The sequence below is a fragment of the Actimicrobium sp. CCI2.3 genome (assembly GCF_035019065.1).
Classification (GTDB): Bacteria; Pseudomonadota; Gammaproteobacteria; order Burkholderiales; family Burkholderiaceae_D; genus Actimicrobium.
In genome coordinates this window covers 162,204-178,881 of the sequence record NZ_JASJWR010000002.1, presented here as the reverse complement: position 1 = coordinate 178,881, position 16,678 = coordinate 162,204, and the positions used below count along the sequence as shown (strand labels likewise).

13 protein-coding genes are annotated in these 16,678 nt (G+C 58.0%); 12 read left to right on the top strand and 1 reads right to left on the bottom strand.

Annotated features, from left to right (window positions below; translation table 11 throughout):
• The first annotated feature begins 97 nt into the window (after positions 1-97).
• The 12 genes from QN370_RS02135 (at position 98) to nikR (ending at position 14,467) form a co-directional block, all read left to right on the top strand.
• Positions 98-3,604 (top strand): hypothetical protein, encoded by a 3,507-nt coding sequence (locus QN370_RS02135; protein ID WP_323581659.1) that lies wholly within the window; start codon positions 98-100, stop codon positions 3,602-3,604.
• A gap of 36 nt (positions 3,605-3,640) precedes the next feature.
• On the top strand, positions 3,641-6,292 hold the full coding sequence (leuS, locus tag QN370_RS02130) for a leucine--tRNA ligase (RefSeq protein WP_322128843.1): 2,652 nt from the start codon (positions 3,641-3,643) through the stop codon (positions 6,290-6,292).
• Positions 6,293-6,312: 20 nt separating this feature from the next.
• Entirely contained in the window at positions 6,313-6,855 is a 543-nt protein-coding gene (gene lptE / locus QN370_RS02125; RefSeq protein ID WP_322128844.1) for an LPS assembly lipoprotein LptE, read from the top strand.
• Between the two features lie 3 nt (positions 6,856-6,858).
• Positions 6,859-7,878: a DNA polymerase III subunit delta gene (gene holA / locus QN370_RS02120; protein ID WP_322128845.1), complete on the top strand. Its 1,020-nt coding sequence runs from the start codon at positions 6,859-6,861 to the stop codon at positions 7,876-7,878.
• A 32-nt stretch (positions 7,879-7,910) separates the two neighbouring features.
• Positions 7,911-9,206, top strand: coding sequence for a glutamate-5-semialdehyde dehydrogenase (locus QN370_RS02115; RefSeq protein ID WP_322128846.1), 1,296 nt, complete (start codon positions 7,911-7,913; stop codon positions 9,204-9,206).
• Positions 9,207-9,227: 21 nt separating this feature from the next.
• Positions 9,228-10,619, top strand: coding sequence for an AAA family ATPase (locus tag QN370_RS02110; RefSeq protein WP_322128847.1), 1,392 nt, complete (start codon positions 9,228-9,230; stop codon positions 10,617-10,619).
• A gap of 10 nt (positions 10,620-10,629) precedes the next feature.
• Positions 10,630-11,256, top strand: a complete 627-nt coding sequence (locus QN370_RS02105) for a hypothetical protein (protein ID WP_322128848.1) — start codon at positions 10,630-10,632, stop codon at positions 11,254-11,256.
• Entirely contained in the window at positions 11,243-11,665 is a 423-nt protein-coding gene (locus QN370_RS02100; protein ID WP_322128849.1) for a CopD family protein, read from the top strand. The genes QN370_RS02105 and QN370_RS02100 overlap by 14 nt, the downstream gene beginning before the upstream one ends.
• A gap of 22 nt (positions 11,666-11,687) precedes the next feature.
• On the top strand, positions 11,688-12,302 hold the full coding sequence (locus QN370_RS02095) for a 2-hydroxychromene-2-carboxylate isomerase (RefSeq protein WP_322128850.1): 615 nt from the start codon (positions 11,688-11,690) through the stop codon (positions 12,300-12,302).
• 75 nt (positions 12,303-12,377) lie between these two features.
• Positions 12,378-13,598, top strand: coding sequence for a THUMP domain-containing class I SAM-dependent RNA methyltransferase (locus tag QN370_RS02090; protein ID WP_416172170.1), 1,221 nt, complete (start codon positions 12,378-12,380; stop codon positions 13,596-13,598).
• Positions 13,595-13,996: a DUF2721 domain-containing protein gene (locus QN370_RS02085; protein WP_322128851.1), complete on the top strand. Its 402-nt coding sequence runs from the start codon at positions 13,595-13,597 to the stop codon at positions 13,994-13,996. Before QN370_RS02090 ends, QN370_RS02085 begins: the two co-directional genes overlap by 4 nt.
• Before the next feature lie 21 nt (positions 13,997-14,017).
• Complete coding sequence (nikR, locus tag QN370_RS02080; protein ID WP_322128852.1) at positions 14,018-14,467, top strand: nickel-responsive transcriptional regulator NikR; 450 nt, start codon at positions 14,018-14,020, stop codon at positions 14,465-14,467.
• Positions 14,468-14,549: 82 nt separating this feature from the next.
• Here the strand turns inward: nikR and QN370_RS02075 are convergent, their stop codons facing one another.
• Positions 14,550-16,631 (bottom strand): TonB-dependent receptor, encoded by a 2,082-nt coding sequence (locus QN370_RS02075; protein WP_322128853.1) that lies wholly within the window; start codon positions 16,629-16,631, stop codon positions 14,550-14,552.
• Positions 16,632-16,678: the final 47 nt, after the last annotated feature.

Genomic DNA, 16,678 nt, shown 5'->3' with positions numbered 1-16,678 from the left:
CAACGGAACAATCCGCCTTTTCCGACCACTTAACAAACGACTGTTGAAGTGCACATTCACCTTTTGTCACCTGTTCACCGTTACCGGGTCAAGCTCCATGTCCGCAATCGCGCCGACCAATGCTTTATCAGCACTCCCGCAAGCCACGCCGGCGGGGTCTGCCAGTGTTGTTGCGACGATGCCGAAAGCAGCCAGCCCGACAGATAACCAGCCTGTTCCGCAAGCCAACCACACGATGCGCGGCAGGATCGCTCAGCTATTGAACACAATGACATTGCCGCACCAGCCAGCGCGGCTATTCTCTGCCGACTGGCCGAAGGCGGCAGACGCGATTTGCCGGGAATGGGTCGATGCGCAGGCCCGGCATAACGTGACGACGGTGTCGACTGTCGCGCTGTCGCGCATGAAGGCACTCGAATTTGAACGAAAAAATCGTCACACCATCCCCGAAGACGACCGCTTGCTGCCAGCCACGGCCACCAAAAGGGATTACTACCAGGCAGAAATCGAAGCCTTCCTTGCCGCCGTTGGCGAACCGGATCCGCAGGCGGTACTGGAGAGTTTCAAGCTCGTCGGTACCGGTGGCTTGCATCGCCAGCATACGACGATAGGCGCGGCCATCGGCAATGCAATCAGTGTGGCGACCGTACTCACGCCCGATCCGGTGTCCAAGGTGGCGCTGGTCAGTGCACGCCTGCTGACGCAAATCGGCACCACGGCAACCGTCGTTGCCGCCGGTCCACGTCGGTTACGCAATGCCTGCGCCGAAGACGTCATGCCGCTCGGGCGCGCCGATTCGGCACCCGCCGCCAAGCGGGCACCCAACATGTTGCAGGCGTCACTGAGCGTCATGCGTACTTTGAAAATCAAGGACATCAACAAGAGCCTGGAGCAAATGGAAGTGGCGATGCAGGCACTCGCACGCGAAAGAAACGGCGGTAACGTGAAAGCCCGGCAAGACGCGCGGCAACAACTGGAACTGGCCTTCGCCCGGATTTGCCACCAGCTCTCGGTGAAGGCGGCTTACAAGACCGCGTCCGAAAGCGCAAAAATCGAGCTCGCCAACGGCCTGCGCTACTTGCTGACCAGCTACACCGGCACCGTGGCCATGCTCACTGCCACCATGGTCGGGATCCTGGCACCGGTGTTCATTAGTACGGTCGTCAGCGGCGGACTACTCGGTGCAGCGACTGCATTGACGGTCGTCATGTATCTCGGCTATCAGCTCAGCAAAGGTCCGTCGCGTGACGGCGAAGGAGGAGCCAAACGCGCCATCGTCGCTCTGATCAAACTGCTCGAAGTGCTTGAGGGAGAAAATACTCACAGCACACGCCAACGGGGCGCAGCCTATGCCGACTATTTGCAGGACCGGAAAGTGCCGCGTTTCACCCGGCCGGCAGAGCGAAAAAAAATCCGGGAAGTAGCTCTCGCAAAACTGCAAGACAGGCTGGCCGGGATCGCTCAGGAAAAGATGCCAGCCCCCGGCCTCGACCTGGCGACCAACTGGGCGATCTATTCCAGGCACATCAAGAATGCCGCCAAAGCGGAACAGGAAAAGCCGACCGGACCAGAATGCCGGCCGCAATCAATCGACCATGACAAATCGTTCCGTGAAGCGCACCTGCAACACTTCGCCGTCGAGGAACTGGTCGCCGCCTGGAAAACCCCGATGCGCATCCGCATCGACGCAGCTAGCCGGCTCCTGAGAGGCAAGGTAGCGCAATCGGCCAAGCGATTGCTGGCGCTCAAGTCCAGTGAAACAGCAGGAACATCGCGTGGCCGGGCTGGCCGAAAAGAGCGGCAGGAGGCTGTCATCGAACAGCAAAAACAGGAGTTATGCGATCGCCTGCGCGACCTGTTCAACCTGGAACTGGCGCTGCAGGACTTGACGCTGGCAGCGGGGGCCAGCAAGGACAGTATCAACCTGACTCGTGCGACCGAGCGCCTCACTGCCATCAACGATGTGACGGTACGCAATCTGTTTTGCGGCGATGCCGAAGAGCAGGTCGATGCCGTCAGGCAGTCAAAGCAACTGATCGCCGGTGCCAATGAGCGCTACAACTATGTCAATTTCGGCGGGGCAGCCCTCGGCGTTACGCTCAACCTCGGCATTTCGGGGGCGGATCTGGTGGTCAATGTCGGGCAAGCGACCCACGCCTACCCTACCCTGGAAACCAAATCCTACAAGGCGGTGGCGATTTCCCAAGCCACCCAACAACCGAACTATCACCAGAACCTGGGCACCCACGCAGGCTTCTTTGAGCGTGAAATCAAACCGACTCTGAAAAGATTCGGGCTGAAAGACCCGGCGCCCGAGCACCACATGGAACTGACCCAGACAGGCAACGTCTTGCAGCCGGACGATGATGCCGTCGAGGCCGCACTACACAAACTCACCGAAGATCTCTGGAACGCTGACGTCGTACTTGGCGCACTGCGATTGACGCTGCGCCATGCCTCACCGGCCCTCGCGGAGTCATCCAAGCGCGCCACATTGCCAGCCCCACCGGAAACAGAAGAGCTGGTCATCGACCTGGAACCGACCACCGCATTCCATCGCGTGCAATACAAAAAAAATCGGTTCGCCCAGCGTGTGCGCCATGCGGGCCATCACGTGGCCATGATCGCGCGGCAATCTGCCATCTCGATTGCCGGATTGCCGGTGCAGGCGTTTGCCCAGCATCGTGTCAGGAAGGCGGCGGCGGCGCTGGCCACCGCCACCGGATTAGGTCGCGAGGCGCAAATCTTGTTGCAGCCAACAGAGTTTGATCCGCAGGAAGTTCCGGTGAATGAGTCCGGCGTGCGATGCCTGGAAAACAGGCACGTCGTCATGGTGCAAGCCGGCACACCGGATCAGGCACCGCGTCCGATCCATGCGCACAAGATCGCGCAGCAATTGCGCAGCAATGCAGCCTACGCCGCAGGGCAATCGCCGCAGCAGGACAGCGTCGACAACATCATCCTGCAAGGGCTGGAGTCGGGACAGGGCATCTTCCAGTTCGTCTCGCGCATGGCGCATTACGATCCCGAGAACAGTCGCGAAAAACCGGTCATCGCCCTGCTGCTGAAAAACCTGAAACAAAATCCGGAGCAGAAAATCGGCGGACGCTATCGTGTGATCAGCTTTAAGCCCATCGGCGGCGGCAACAGCGATTTCCTGCGGCACCAACTGGTCGCCATGGACACCTGGTCGAAACCGGAAAAGAAAGTCCAGATGCCGATCACCCAGGCAGGACTCCAATTCACCGATCGCGTGCTGAGTGCGCCACTGATTGCGCGCGCCAGCGCCCTGCTCGACGACCACAACACATGGGTGACGCAACCGGCCGAACCGATCAACGCCGAAAAAATGATCCTCAGCTTTGCCGGCATCGGTCGCAATGCCACGCTCATTACCTATCGCGTGCTCAGGGAGGCGATCAAAGACGGCAAGGTCACGGCAGGATCGCTGGACGACGCACTCGATGCCGAAATCATGGCTAATCGGGTACGGCGCGGACCGCGTTATGTTCACTCACAGGATCAGCGGGATGCACTGCGCGCCGCGCTGCTGGAAGTGATAAAGGATCAGGCAAAGAAGCGGGCACCGGCGAGCCAAGTATAATCAGGCCTCCTTTTCCTCCTATTGGCCGCGCCCGTCATGCAAGACAAATACAACCACGCCGAGATCGAAAAATCAGCACAAGACCACTGGCAAGCGACCGACGCCTACAAGGCCGTCGAACACGCTCAGGACCAGCACGGTAACGACAAGAAAAAATTCTACGCCTGCTCGATGTTGCCGTACCCGTCGGGCAAGCTGCACATGGGCCATGTGCGCAATTACACGATCAACGACGTGATGTATCGCCACCTGCGCATGAATGGCTACAACGTACTGATGCCAATGGGCTGGGATGCCTTCGGGATGCCGGCCGAGAATGCGGCGATGGCCAACAACGTGCCACCGGCGCAATGGACCTACGCCAATATCGCGCACATGAAACAGCAGATGCAGGCCATGGGCCTGGCGATTGACTGGTCACGCGAGATGACCGCCTGCAAGCCGGATTACTACAAGTGGAACCAGTGGATGTTCCTGAAGATGCTCGAAAAAGGCATCGTCTACAAGAAGACCGGGACCGTCAACTGGGACCCGATCGACCAGACCGTGCTGGCCAACGAGCAGGTGGTCGATGGTCGCGGCTGGCGTTCCGGCGCACTCATCGAGAAGCGCGAAATCCCGATGTACTACGCCCGCATCACCGACTACGCCGAAGAATTGCTCGACCATGTCGACAACAAGCTGCCCGGCTGGCCCGAGCGCGTGCGCACGATGCAAGCCAACTGGATCGGCAAATCGACCGGCGTGCGCTTTGCGTTCACGCACACGATTGCTGATGGCGAGACGCTGATCGACGACGGCAAACTGTGGGTCTTCACGACCCGTCCCGACACCATCAAGGGCGTGACGTTTTGCGCGGTCGCACCGGAACATCCGCTGGCCACATTCGCCGCGCGCAACAACCCGGAACTGGCAGCCTTCAATGCCGAGTGCAAGCTCGGCAGCGTCATCGAAGCCGACATGGCGACGATGGAAAAGAAGGGCATGCCGACCGGCCTGGTCGTGTCGCATCCGATCACCGGTCGCCAGATCGAAGTCTGGGTGGGCAACTACGTGCTGATGACCTACGGCGATGGTGCCGTGATGGGCGTGCCGGCGCATGATGAACGCGACTTTGCGTTCGCGCAAAAATACATGCTGCCAATCGAACCGGTCATCGCCGTCGAGGATAAAGTCTTCAGCACCGACCAATGGCACGACTGGTACGCCGACAAGGAAAACGGCCGCTGCATCAACTCCGGTCGCTTCGACGGCATGGGCTTTGCCGAAGCGGTCGATGCGGTTGCCAAGGTCGTCGCCGAGCTCGGTCTGGGCGAAAAGAAAATCACCTATCGCCTGCGCGACTGGGGCATTTCGCGCCAGCGCTACTGGGGCACGCCGATCCCGATCATCCATTGCGACAGCTGCGGTGCCGTGCCGGTACCCGAGAAAGATTTGCCGGTCGTGCTGCCCGAAGATTGCGTGCCGGATGGCACCGGCAATCCGCTCAACAAGCATGAAAAATTCCTGCATGTCGATTGCCCGACCTGCGGCAAACCGGCGCGCCGCGAAACCGATACGATGGACACCTTCGTCGATTCGTCGTGGTACTACATGCGCTACTGCTCGCCGGGCAGTACCGAGTCCATGGTCGATGCGCGCAATGATTACTGGATGCCGATGGACCAGTACATCGGCGGCATCGAACACGCGGTGATGCATTTGCTGTACGCGCGCTTCTGGACCAAGGTCATGCGCGACTTCGGCCTGATCAAATTCGACGAGCCATTCACCAATCTGCTCACGCAGGGCATGGTGCTCAACGAAACCTATTTCCGCGAAGACGCCGCCGGCAAGAAGACCTGGTTCAATCCGGAAGACGTGGCCTTGACGCTCGACGACAAGGGCCGTCCACTTGCCGCGACACTGAAGTCCGACGGCGCCGCTGTCCACATTGGTGGCACCGAAAAAATGTCGAAGTCGAAGAACAACGGCATTGATCCGCAAGCGCAAATCGACTTGTACGGTGCTGATACCGCGCGTCTGTTCACGATGTTTGCTTCGCCACCGGAGCAGACGCTGGAATGGTCCGGCACCGGCGTCGAAGGTGCCAACCGCTTCCTGCGCCGGGTCTGGGCGTTCGGGTTCGCGCAAGCTGGCCGGATCGAAAAGTCCGCTGCACTGAAGCTGGTCGTTGCCGATCTGGGCGACGCGCAGCGCACGCTGCGCCGCGAAGTCCACAAGATCCTGCATCAGGCCGATCACGACATCAAGCGCATCCAGTACAACACCGTGGTGTCGGCCTGCATGAAGATGCTCAACACGCTGGAAGCGGCCAAGCTCGATGACTCGAAGGCTTCGGACGCTGTGATCACCGAAGGCTTTTCGATATTCTTGCGCGTGCTCTATCCGATTGCGCCGCACATCACGTTCACGTTATGGCAGCAGCTCGGTTACGCCGCCGTTCATGGCGATCTGCTCGACGCGGCCTGGCCGCAAGTCGATCCGGTGGCGCTGGAACAGGCCGACATCGAGATGATGATTCAGGTCAATGGCAAGCTACGCGGCAGCATCACGGTCGCCAAAGGTGCGGACAAAGCCAGCATCGAAGCAGCGGCACTGGCCAACGAAAACGTGCAGAAATTCCTTGAAGGGCCGCCGAAGAAAATCATCGTCGTCCCCGGCAAACTGATCAACATCGTGGTCTGACCGCGAAGGACAACCTGCTCATGAACAGACGTACCTTTCTGGCCTATAGCGCCACTTCTGCGGCGCTGCTGGCGCTATCGGCCTGCGGCTTCAAGCTGCGCGGTTCCGACGGCACCGCGCTGCTGCCGTTCAAGACGATGGTGATCGGCTTTGCCGACACCTCGCCGCTCGGTGCCGAACTGCGGCGCTATATTCGCGCCTACGGCACGACGGTTCTCACCGATTCAAAAGTCGCCGAAGCCACCCTGGACGTGCTCTCCGAAACCCGCGAAAAAGTCATCCTGACACTCAATAGTGCGGGCCGGGTCAGCGAATACACGCTGTATTACAAGTTCCGTTTCAAGGTCCGGGATAACAAGGACAAGCAATTGCTGGGGCCGACCGACATCGTGCTCAAGCGCGAAATCAGCTTCAATGAATCAGCGGTGCTGGCCAAGGAAGCCGAAGAAGGCTTGCTGTACCGCGATATGCAGAGCGATCTGGTACAGCAAATCCTGCGCCGGCTGTCGGCACTGACGCCGACTCCGACCGCAACTCCGGCCACAACGCCAACCCCGAACTGACCGATGCAACTACGCGCTGACGCCCTCGATGCTCACCTCGGCAAACCGCTGGCGCCGCTGTACGTCATCAGCAGCGACGAGCATTTGCTGGCGCTCGAAGCAGCCGACAAAATCCGCAAGGTCGCGCGCGCGCAGGGACTATCCGAGCGCGAGGTATTGCAGGTCGATCGCAGTTTCAAGTGGGGCGAACTGACCGCCGCCAACAACGAGCAATCGCTGTTCGGCGACCGCAAGCTGATCGAATTGCGTCTGCCAACCGGCAAGCCGGGCAAGGAAGGTGGCCAAGCGTTGCAGCAGTACGCAGCCAATCCGAATCCCGACAATGTCACGCTGATCAGCTTGCCCAAGCTCGATTGGGCCACGGCAAAAGCGGCCTGGGTGGGCACGCTGCAAAAAAGCGCGGTGTATATCGAAATCCCGCTGATCGAGCGCAACCAGTTGCCGGGCTGGATCAGCACGCGACTGGCGGCGCAACGCCAGAGCGCCGAGCGCGAAGCGATCAGCTTCATCGCCGAGCGGGTCGAAGGCAACCTGCTGGCTGCGCACCAGGAAATCCAGAAGCTCGGTCTGCTGCATGGCGACGGCAAGCTGAGCTTCGAGCAAGTCCATGATGCCGTACTCAACGTGGCGCGCTACGATGTCTTCAAGCTCAATGAAGCGATGCTGGCCGGCGATGTCGCGCGACTGGTGCGCATGCTCGATGGCTTACAGGGCGAAGGCGAAGCGCTGCCGCTGGTATTGTGGGCGGTTGCCGATGAAATCCGTACGCTGCTCAAGATCAAGGCGGCCATGGAACAGGGCCAGTCGGCGGGCGCGTTGCTCAAGCAATACCGCATCTGGGGCCCGCGTGAAAAACTGATGGAGCCGGCCTTGCGCCGCTTGTCGATGGCGACGCTGGAAGCCGCCGTGCAACAGGCCGCGCAAGTCGATCGACTGGTCAAGGGCTTGCGCGCACCGGCACTGGCCGGCGATGCGTGGGACGCGATGCGGCAACTGACACTGAACGTCGCACGCGGTCGCTGACTGACAACCTTACTGAACGTACCGGGAATAACATGACCAGCACCACTGCCACCACCGACACTGTCACCGACACCATCGTCGCGCTCGGCAAGAACGCCCGCCGCGCGTCGCGCGCGATGGCCAAAGCCTCGACGGCCACGCGCAATCAGGCGCTACGACTGATCGCCGCCGCCATCCGGCGCGAAGCCGCAGCACTGACCGCAGCCAACCAGCGCGATCTGCACGCGGCCGCCGCCAGCGGCATGGATGCCGCGATGCTGGACCGCCTTGCGCTGTCAGAAAAATCGATTGCCGGCATGGCCGAAGGACTCGAACAAGTTGCGGCATTGCCGGACCCGATCGGTGAAATCTCGAACATGAAATTCCGTCCGAGCGGCATCCAGGTCGGCCAGATGCGCGTGCCGCTGGGCGTCATCGGCATCATCTACGAAGCCCGTCCGAACGTCACGATTGACGCCGCCGGCCTGTGCATCAAGAGCGGCAACGCGACCATCCTGCGCGGCGGCTCGGAAGCCATCCATTGCAATCGCGCGCTGGCCATCCTGGTCGCCGAGGGACTGGCCGGTGCCGGCTTGCCGGCCGACGCGGTGCAGGTTGTCGACACCACCGACCGTGCGGCAGTCGGCGCAATGATCACGCTGCCGGAGTACATCGACGTCATCGTGCCGCGCGGCGGCAAGGGATTGATCGAACGGCTGATGCGCGAAGCCACGGTACCGATGATCAAGCACCTCGATGGCATCTGCCACGTCTACATCGATGACAAGGCCGACCTGACCAAAGCCGTTGACATTGCGTTCAATGCCAAATGCCATCGCTACGGCACCTGCAACACGATGGAAACCCTGCTGGTAGCCAGCGGGATTGCCGCGCAAGTGCTGCCGCTGTTAGCCGAACGCTACGCCGGTCAGCAAGTCGAATTGCGTGCCGATGCGCATGCGCAGGTACTCCTCGCCGAGGCCGGCTATCCGCATCTGACTGAAGCCACCGAAGCCGACTGGCACACCGAATACCTGGCCCCGATTCTGGCGGTCAAGATCGTCTCCGGTCTGGACGAAGCGATTGATCACATCAACACCTACTCGTCGCAACATACCGATGCAATCGTCACCGAGGATTACAGCCGCACGATGCGCTTTTTGCGCGAAGTCGATTCAGCCTCGGTGATGGTCAATGCCTCTACCCGTTTTGCCGATGGTTTCGAATACGGCCTTGGTGCCGAAATCGGCATCTCGAACGACAAACTGCATGCGCGTGGTCCGGTTGGACTGGAAGGATTGACCTCATTGAAATACGTTGTTTTTGGCCATGGCGAAGTACGTGGCTAACTTAAACGAGAAGGGCATTTCATGCTGACAAGGCTGAGAGTTCGAGGCTTTAAAAGTCTTGAAGACGTTGAAGTAAGGTTTGGCCCATTTACTTGTATCGCCGGAGTCAATGGCGTGGGGAAATCGAATCTGTTCGACGCAATTCTGTTCCTGAAAAATTTGTCGAACATGTCGATTATTGAGGCGGCCAACAGCATTCGGAATAGCGGGAAACAACGGACGAGTATTTCATCGTTATTTACCAGAACATCGACAGGACAAGCCGACTTGATGGTGTTTGAAGCTGACATGCTGGTAGCTGGAAAAGTAATTGATGATTTTTCACGGGAAGCAAAACCCAAAGTCACCTTCCTCAGATATACACTAGGCTTTCAGTATATTCCCACAACCGCGGGTAATCCCGATGGCATTGAACTGGTTAATGAAACCCTGGACTCGATTCCCAAAGGACTAGCCAAAGAGGAATTCGGCTTTGATATATCGACCGATTTCTTTGAATCAGTTTATTTGGGCACCAGTCGGAATAATTTTATTTATACTGAAATTGAATCAAAAATTGTCAAAATCAGACAAGATCAAACTCAAGGCGCACCAATTGCCATACCGATTTCAAAAGCAGATCGGACTGTCCTTAGCAACATCAATACTATCGAGCGACCGACTGCATTAGCCGCACGCCGCGAAATGCAATCGTGGACACTATTGCAACTGGAATCAAGTTCGCTCCGAAAACCAGACGACTTTTCATCAAAAGATAGAGTTTCAGAGAATGGCGAACATCTGCCAGCGACATTGCATCGACTGCAAAAAAATCAGGAAATTGCCAATCAACTGTCCAATTTATTACCTGAAGTAAAAAATGTCTTTGTTGATATCGATGAGAAAAGGCAACTCAAAACTCTGTATCTTGAAACTGTTAATCAGATAAGACATGAGGCACGTGCATTATCTGACGGTACGTTGCGCTTTCTTGCCTTGGCAATTATTGGTGCCGATGCATATGCTGGCAATCTCATTTGCCTGGAGGAACCAGAAAATGGCATCCACCCGGCACGTATCCCGGCAATCGTGGATTTGCTGTATCAAATGGCGGTCGATACCAAAGAACGTATTTGCGACGACAATCCATTAAGACAAATCATCATCAATACGCACTCTCCGCTTGTTGTCCAGCATATCGCCGCAGAGGATATTATTGTTTCACAAGCATACTATAAAGGCGGTGCGGCCCTGTCTGTCTTTAAATCAGTTGAAAATACATGGCGATCAAAAAATTCAACATTACCACCTGTCGGATTTGGTGTCCTGATGGATTATCTGAATAATCCAGCCAATGGCGTTGAAAATATACATGGAAAGCAAAGCCTGACGAACATATATAAAATTCAACTCGATCTGCTCGCGCAACAGTAATCAAGATAGAATGAAAATAATTCGCTACACACTGCTGGCTGATGGCAGTTCCGACATGGCACTGATACCGATTATTAATTGGTTAATTACCCAACACTTTCCGGATTGCCGCTTTCAGTATCAAACTGTGCGTGACTTAGGAAAAGTCGGTTCAATTTTATCCAAAAGGATTTCTGCCGCATTAATATTATTTCCGTGTGAAATTTTATTCGTCCACAGAGATGCTGAAAATCAGCCGCTTGCCTTTCGACGCGAGGAAATTATGGCGGCGGCAAATAAAATAAAGGAAGCGTGCGTCCCAATCGTGCCGGTACGAATGACCGAGGCGTGGCTGCTCTCCGATGAAGCTGCAATTCGGGCTGCGGCCAACAATAGAAATGGAAGACAGCCTCTCGATCTACCGAAAAAAAACAAATGGGAGTCGCTCATCGATGCCAAACAAACGCTGTTTGATGCGCTGGCTTCCGCCTCAGGCAAGTCGGGAAGAGCTTTGCTCAAATTTCATCCCGACAAGCACAGGCATCGCATTACAGAATTAACAGAAGATTTTTCTTCGCTTCGGGGAATACCGTCATTTGACGCCTTCGAGGAATCACTGATAGTTCAATTTCAAAAGGTAAATCATGCTCTGGATTAAAACGCTGCACATCGTCTTCATCACTTCCTGGTTCGCCGGGCTCTTTTATCTGCCGCGTATTTTCGTCAATCTGGCCGATGTGAAAGACGTCGCGACTACCGAACGGCTGCTGATGATGGCACGCAAGCTGTACCGCTTCACGACAATACTGATGATTCCGGCGCTGATCCTTGGCCTGGTGCTGTGGCTGTATTACCGCATCGGCATGGGGCCGGGCAATGGCTGGATGCATGCCAAATTGCTGTTGGTGGTCCTGACCATCGGCTATCACCATGCCTGCGGTTCGCTGCTGAAAAAATTCGAGAACGGCCTCAACAAGCGCAGCCATGTGTTTTATCGCTGGTTCAATGAAGTCCCGGTCGTGCTGTTGCTGGTGATCGTGGCACTGGTGATCATCAAACCGTTCTGACCACCCTGAATACGGAGCCGTCATGCCCAAGTCCTGCGAATACTTTTTTGCGCCGCAATCCCCGTTCGCTTATCTGGGTCATGCGCGCTTTGTCGCACTGGCCAAAGCGCACGGTGCGCGCGTCGAACTACGGCCCTGCGATATCGGCAAGGTCTTCAGCGTCACTGGCGGCTTGCCGCTGGCGCAGCGCGCACCGCAACGTCAGGCCTACCGGCTGGCCGAGCTGAAACGCTGGAGCAGTTTCCTGCAACTGCCGCTGAACCTGAACCCGAAATACTTTCCGGTACCCAGTGATACCGCATCAAAACTGATCATCGCCTGCCAGCTCGCGCACGGCACCGACACCGCACTGGCACTGACCGGCGCGATCATGCAGGCGGTCTGGGTCGAGGAACAAAACATCGCCGATGCTGACACGCTGATCGGGCTGGCTTGCCAGCTTGATCTCGACGGCAAGCAGTTGCTGAAGTCGTCCGAGACCCCGTCGATACAGGCTGAATACGACCGTCATACCGAGGCAGCGATTGACGCCGGTGTGTTTGGCGCACCGTGGTTTGTCGTCGATGGCGAAGGCTACTGGGGACAGGACCGGCTCGATTTTGTCGATCGCGCATTGGCGAACGCCACAGCAAAATAACGTCAAAAAAAACGTCACAACGCGGCACGCCAGGCGGCGTGTCGAACACCTTCACAACGGATAACAGGTACCCCTATGGCACAAGCATCTCACTCGTATTTTTGTCCTTGCCCGCGCGGCATGGAAGCCGCACTGGCCGAAGAACTGGGCGAAATTTCGCTGCGCAGTCCGACCCTGAAAGTCCACAACCAGGTCCCCGGCGGCGTCCATTGTTCAGGCGAACTGATCGATGCGTATCAGGTCAACCTGCATTCGCGCATTGCCTCGCGCGTGCTGATGCGCATGGCGCACGCCAGCTACCTCAATGAAAACGATGTCTACGATCTGGCGCTGGCGCAACCGTGGGAAGACTGGTTCAGCGTGCATCGTACGATCCGTATCGACATCACGGCGATCAAGTCGCCGCTGCGCAGTCTTGAATTCACGACCCTGAAGATCAAGGATGCGATCTGTGATCGCTTCCGCGAACAGTTCAACGAGCGGCCTTCGGTCGACACCAAGGAACCCGACATGCGCATCGTCGGCTTTCTGGATGCGCGCAACGTGACGATCTATCTCGACACCTCCGGCGAAGCGCTGTTCAAGCGCGGCTGGCGACTCGACACCGGCGACGCGCCACTGCGCGAAAACCTCGCCGCCGGCTTGTTACGGGTAGCCGGCTGGAAGCCGGGCATGGTGCTGTTCGATCCGATGTGCGGCTCCGGCACCATCCTCGCCGAAGCAGCGCAAATGCTGACCGGGATTCCATCCGGCGCGCGGCGCAACTTTGCGTTTGAAAAATTCCATGGCTTCCTGTCGGAAGAATGGAAAGCGATCAAGGCCGCGATCAAGGCCAATCCGTTGCCGGCCGAACCGACCATTTTCGGCAGCGATATTTCGGGCGACGCGATTGCGATGACGCGTGCCAACCTGCATCAGGCCGGCATCCCGTTCGAGATCCCGCTCAAGCAAATCGAAGCGCAGGAAATCAAGCCGCCGTCCGACGTACCCGGCATCCTGCTGACCAACCCGCCGTATGGCGAGCGGATCGAGCTGCGTGGCGACGCCGCGATTCCGGAAGACGAAACTGCCAAGACGTTCTTCGATGCATTCGGCACCACGCTCAAGCAGCGCTTCCCCGGCTGGAAAGTGTTCCTGTTCACGGCCGACCTGAAGGTGCCGCGCTTGCTGCGCTTGAAAGAAGCGCGCAAGACACCGTTCTTCAATGGCGCGCTCGAATGCCGTTTGTTCCGCTTCGACATGGTGCAGGGTTACAACCGCCGCGAAGAAGCCAAGCCGAAGGACGACGCGGCATGAATCTGACCACGCCGGCGCTATTATTTCCGGCGATCTCGTTGCTGTTGCTGGCCTATACCAACCGCTTCGTGGTGCTGGCCCAGCTGATCCGGCACCTGCATGTCCAGTACAAGGACAACCGCGAAGACGTCGTGATCCGCCAGATCGCCAACCTGCGCATCCGCATCACGCTGATCCGGCGCATGCAAAGCTGCGGCGTATCGAGCTTCATCCTGTGTTCGGTGTCGATGCTGCTGATCTTTGTCGAGATGATTCTTCCGGCGCAATACGTATTTGGCCTGAGCTTGCTGCTGCTGGTGCTGTCGCTGCTGTTTTCGTTATGGGAAATTGCCATCAGCACCAAGGCCATCGAGATCGAACTCGAGGACATCGAACAGAACCTGAAGCGCCATCTTTAACGCCATTTTCAAGAGGCTGCCATGCGCCGCATCACCATCTCGCTCGATGACTCGATTGCCGAACAGTTCGACCAACTGATCGAGCGGCGCGGTTACGAAAACCGCTCGGAAGCGTTCCGCGACCTGCTGCGCCATCACATTGAAACCGAACGCAAGATGACTTATACCGCGCTGCATTGCGTGGCGACCGTCAGCTACATTTACAACCATCACGAGCGCGGTCTGGCCAGCCGACTGACTGCGGCCCAGCATGACCATCACGACCTGTGCGTGACTTCCACGCATGTCCATCTCGATCACGACAACTGCCTGGAAACCATCATCCTGCGTGGCAAGTTCAAAGCGGTCAGCGCCTTTGCCGACAGCCTCATTGCGCAGAGCGGTGTCCGCCACGGCAATATCCATATCATCCCGGTGCAGATTGATCAGCCGTTGCGTAGTCGGCATGTGCATTTGTTGCCGGGGACGTGATTTTTGGGTGATGGCAAGACAGCGGACTTGGCGGAGTTGGTGCAATGCCCTGCGGTTATTGCACCGCCCCCACCCGCACCGATCAAAACATCGTATTCAAACTCACCCGAAACGAGCGCGACTCGATCGGATGAAAGTGGATATCGTTGACCCCCGCCGCCGGCTCGCCAGGCAAGCGCGACGCATAGTAATAATCGATGGCCGAATCACGCCGGTCGGTCAGGTTGAAACCCTCGAATTCGATCTTCGTGTTGCGGCTGATCTTGTAACCGATGCGGCCATTAAGCGTGGCGGTGCTGTGCGAGCGTACCGAGTTGTCTTCGATCAGCGGCCGCGGTCCGAAGTAGCGCAACTGCAGCGCGCCAAAATACGGACCCAGATTATCGACCGCCAGCGCCAGCGATGCCACCCCTTCGATCGCGCCCGGAATGCGCGCGCCGATGACGTCAGCATCCCGAAACCGCGCCCGTGCGAACGCGACATCGGCATCAATCGTTAGCCAGTTAGTCGGCTTGTAATAGTTGGAAAATTCAAAGCCCGTGCGCCGGCTGGCACGCCCGGCTTCGGTGGTACCGGCGTCCCCGGCGAAGGTCAGTTCGGAGTCAAAATCCAGCTGGTACACCGACAGCGAACTTTGCAGACCCGGAATGATTTCGCTACGCACACCGACTTCAAACCCTGTCGAGCGCACCAGCGGCGGTACCTTGTCGGCTGCCGCGCCGGTCTTCGGATCGACCGTGATCGTGCTACCCCGCGCATCGTTGCTGTGGAAACCGCCGCCGACGTTGACATAATATTCGGTCTTGGCCCACGGTCCGAACACCAGACTCAACTTCGGACTGAGCTTGCTGTCGCTGGCCGTGCCGGAATTGGCCGCATTGAATTTGCTGTTGACGTCGAAGCGGAAAAAATCCGAACGCAAGCCTGCGGTGGTACGAAACCACTCTGTCCAGCGCGTGGTGTTTTCGATGAACAGGCCAGCGCTGCTTTCGACGATGTGGTCATCCCGTGTGGTCGAGAGCGTCTGTCGAGCGACCGTACTGTAAAGGCCGTTGAAGATATTGTCGTTCTGCAGTTGCAGGCCGATCTTGTTCTCGGATTCATGACCCAACAGCGTCGTGCGCCAGGCCTGGGTTGCATTGACTCCTGCGGTGACGCGCTTGTCCGGCTGGGCGAACTGGTCACCATTGACCGGATCATCGAGGAAGTACGTGAAGTTGGAAAACAGGTCGAGCCGGTTGTGGATCAGGTAGGCGCTGATGCTGGTCGAGGTGTCGTCGGTCGCACGGTGCCATTCGCCGGACAAGCTGTAACGGTGTGCACTGCCGCCATCGGTCGGATCGATACCGGCGAAGCGATTGATGCTGCCATCGGTGACGCCACGCAACGGGATCTGGTCGGTCGAATGCCAGCTGCCGTGATAGGCCATCGCGCTGACATGGAAGCCATTGTCGGCTGTGCCCGCGCTGTAGCGCAGCACGCCATTGACCTTGCGGTAATCGTCGCCGATCACGAACGGACCATCGTTGTGAAACAGTTCAAGTGCGTACAGCAGATGGCCATCACCGACCACCGGTGAGTCAGCCAGCAGCGTGCGGCGAAACCCGTTGCTGCCGATGCCGACGCTGGCAATGCCTTGCGGCAGCGTGTCCGCGTAGCGCACGCTGACCGCACCGGCTGCCGAGAAGTCGCCCTCTTCGGCGTAGTACGGCCCCTTGCGATAATCGAGCCGCGTGGCCAGTTCGGGGATCATGAAATTGAGGTCGCTCCAGCCCTGCCCGTGCGCATGGCTGCGCTGGTTGACCAGCATGCCATCGACCGTGGTGCGCAAGTCGGTGCCGTGATCGAGGTTGAAGCCGCGCAGATAAAACTGGTTGGCCTTGCCTTCGCCGCTGTGCTGGCTGACGATCAGGCCGGGCGTGGCTTCGAGCAGTTCGCCGGCGCGATACACGGTCCGGGCATCGAGCTGCTTTTGCGTGATCGTACCGGAACTGGCCGAATCAGCGATGCCGATCTGGGTCAGGCGCGACGCCTCGACGACCACCGATTGCGTGGTCGGCTCCTGCTGGGCCTGCACGTTACTGGCAACGAGGGTGCCAAGGATAGCGGTGGCAAGCAGGATATGGCGTAATGATGGCAAGCGCGGGGATGACAAAAGACGCATCGGGTAAGCCTTCGGCACGGATCGTGCAACAGAAAGTTCGTATGAAC

What these genes read in the sequence shown, in the direction of transcription:
- holA (WP_322128845.1), top strand. Translation starts at nt 6,859, where the DNA reads ATGCAACTACGCGCTGACGCCCTCGATGCTCACCTCGGCAAACCGCTG.
- QN370_RS02085 (WP_322128851.1), top strand. Translation starts at nt 13,595, where the DNA reads ATGAATCTGACCACGCCGGCGCTATTATTTCCGGCGATCTCGTTGCTG.
- QN370_RS02100 (WP_322128849.1), top strand. Translation starts at nt 11,243, where the DNA reads ATGCTCTGGATTAAAACGCTGCACATCGTCTTCATCACTTCCTGGTTC.
- QN370_RS02095 (WP_322128850.1), top strand. Translation starts at nt 11,688, where the DNA reads ATGCCCAAGTCCTGCGAATACTTTTTTGCGCCGCAATCCCCGTTCGCT.
- QN370_RS02075 (WP_322128853.1), bottom strand. Translation starts at nt 16,631, where the DNA reads ATGCGTCTTTTGTCATCCCCGCGCTTGCCATCATTACGCCATATCCTG.
- QN370_RS02090 (WP_416172170.1), top strand. Translation starts at nt 12,378, where the DNA reads ATGGCACAAGCATCTCACTCGTATTTTTGTCCTTGCCCGCGCGGCATG.
- nikR (WP_322128852.1), top strand. Translation starts at nt 14,018, where the DNA reads ATGCGCCGCATCACCATCTCGCTCGATGACTCGATTGCCGAACAGTTC.
- lptE (WP_322128844.1), top strand. Translation starts at nt 6,313, where the DNA reads ATGAACAGACGTACCTTTCTGGCCTATAGCGCCACTTCTGCGGCGCTG.
- QN370_RS02110 (WP_322128847.1), top strand. Translation starts at nt 9,228, where the DNA reads ATGCTGACAAGGCTGAGAGTTCGAGGCTTTAAAAGTCTTGAAGACGTT.
- QN370_RS02105 (WP_322128848.1), top strand. Translation starts at nt 10,630, where the DNA reads ATGAAAATAATTCGCTACACACTGCTGGCTGATGGCAGTTCCGACATG.
- QN370_RS02135 (WP_323581659.1), top strand. Translation starts at nt 98, where the DNA reads ATGTCCGCAATCGCGCCGACCAATGCTTTATCAGCACTCCCGCAAGCC.
- QN370_RS02115 (WP_322128846.1), top strand. Translation starts at nt 7,911, where the DNA reads ATGACCAGCACCACTGCCACCACCGACACTGTCACCGACACCATCGTC.
- leuS (WP_322128843.1), top strand. Translation starts at nt 3,641, where the DNA reads ATGCAAGACAAATACAACCACGCCGAGATCGAAAAATCAGCACAAGAC.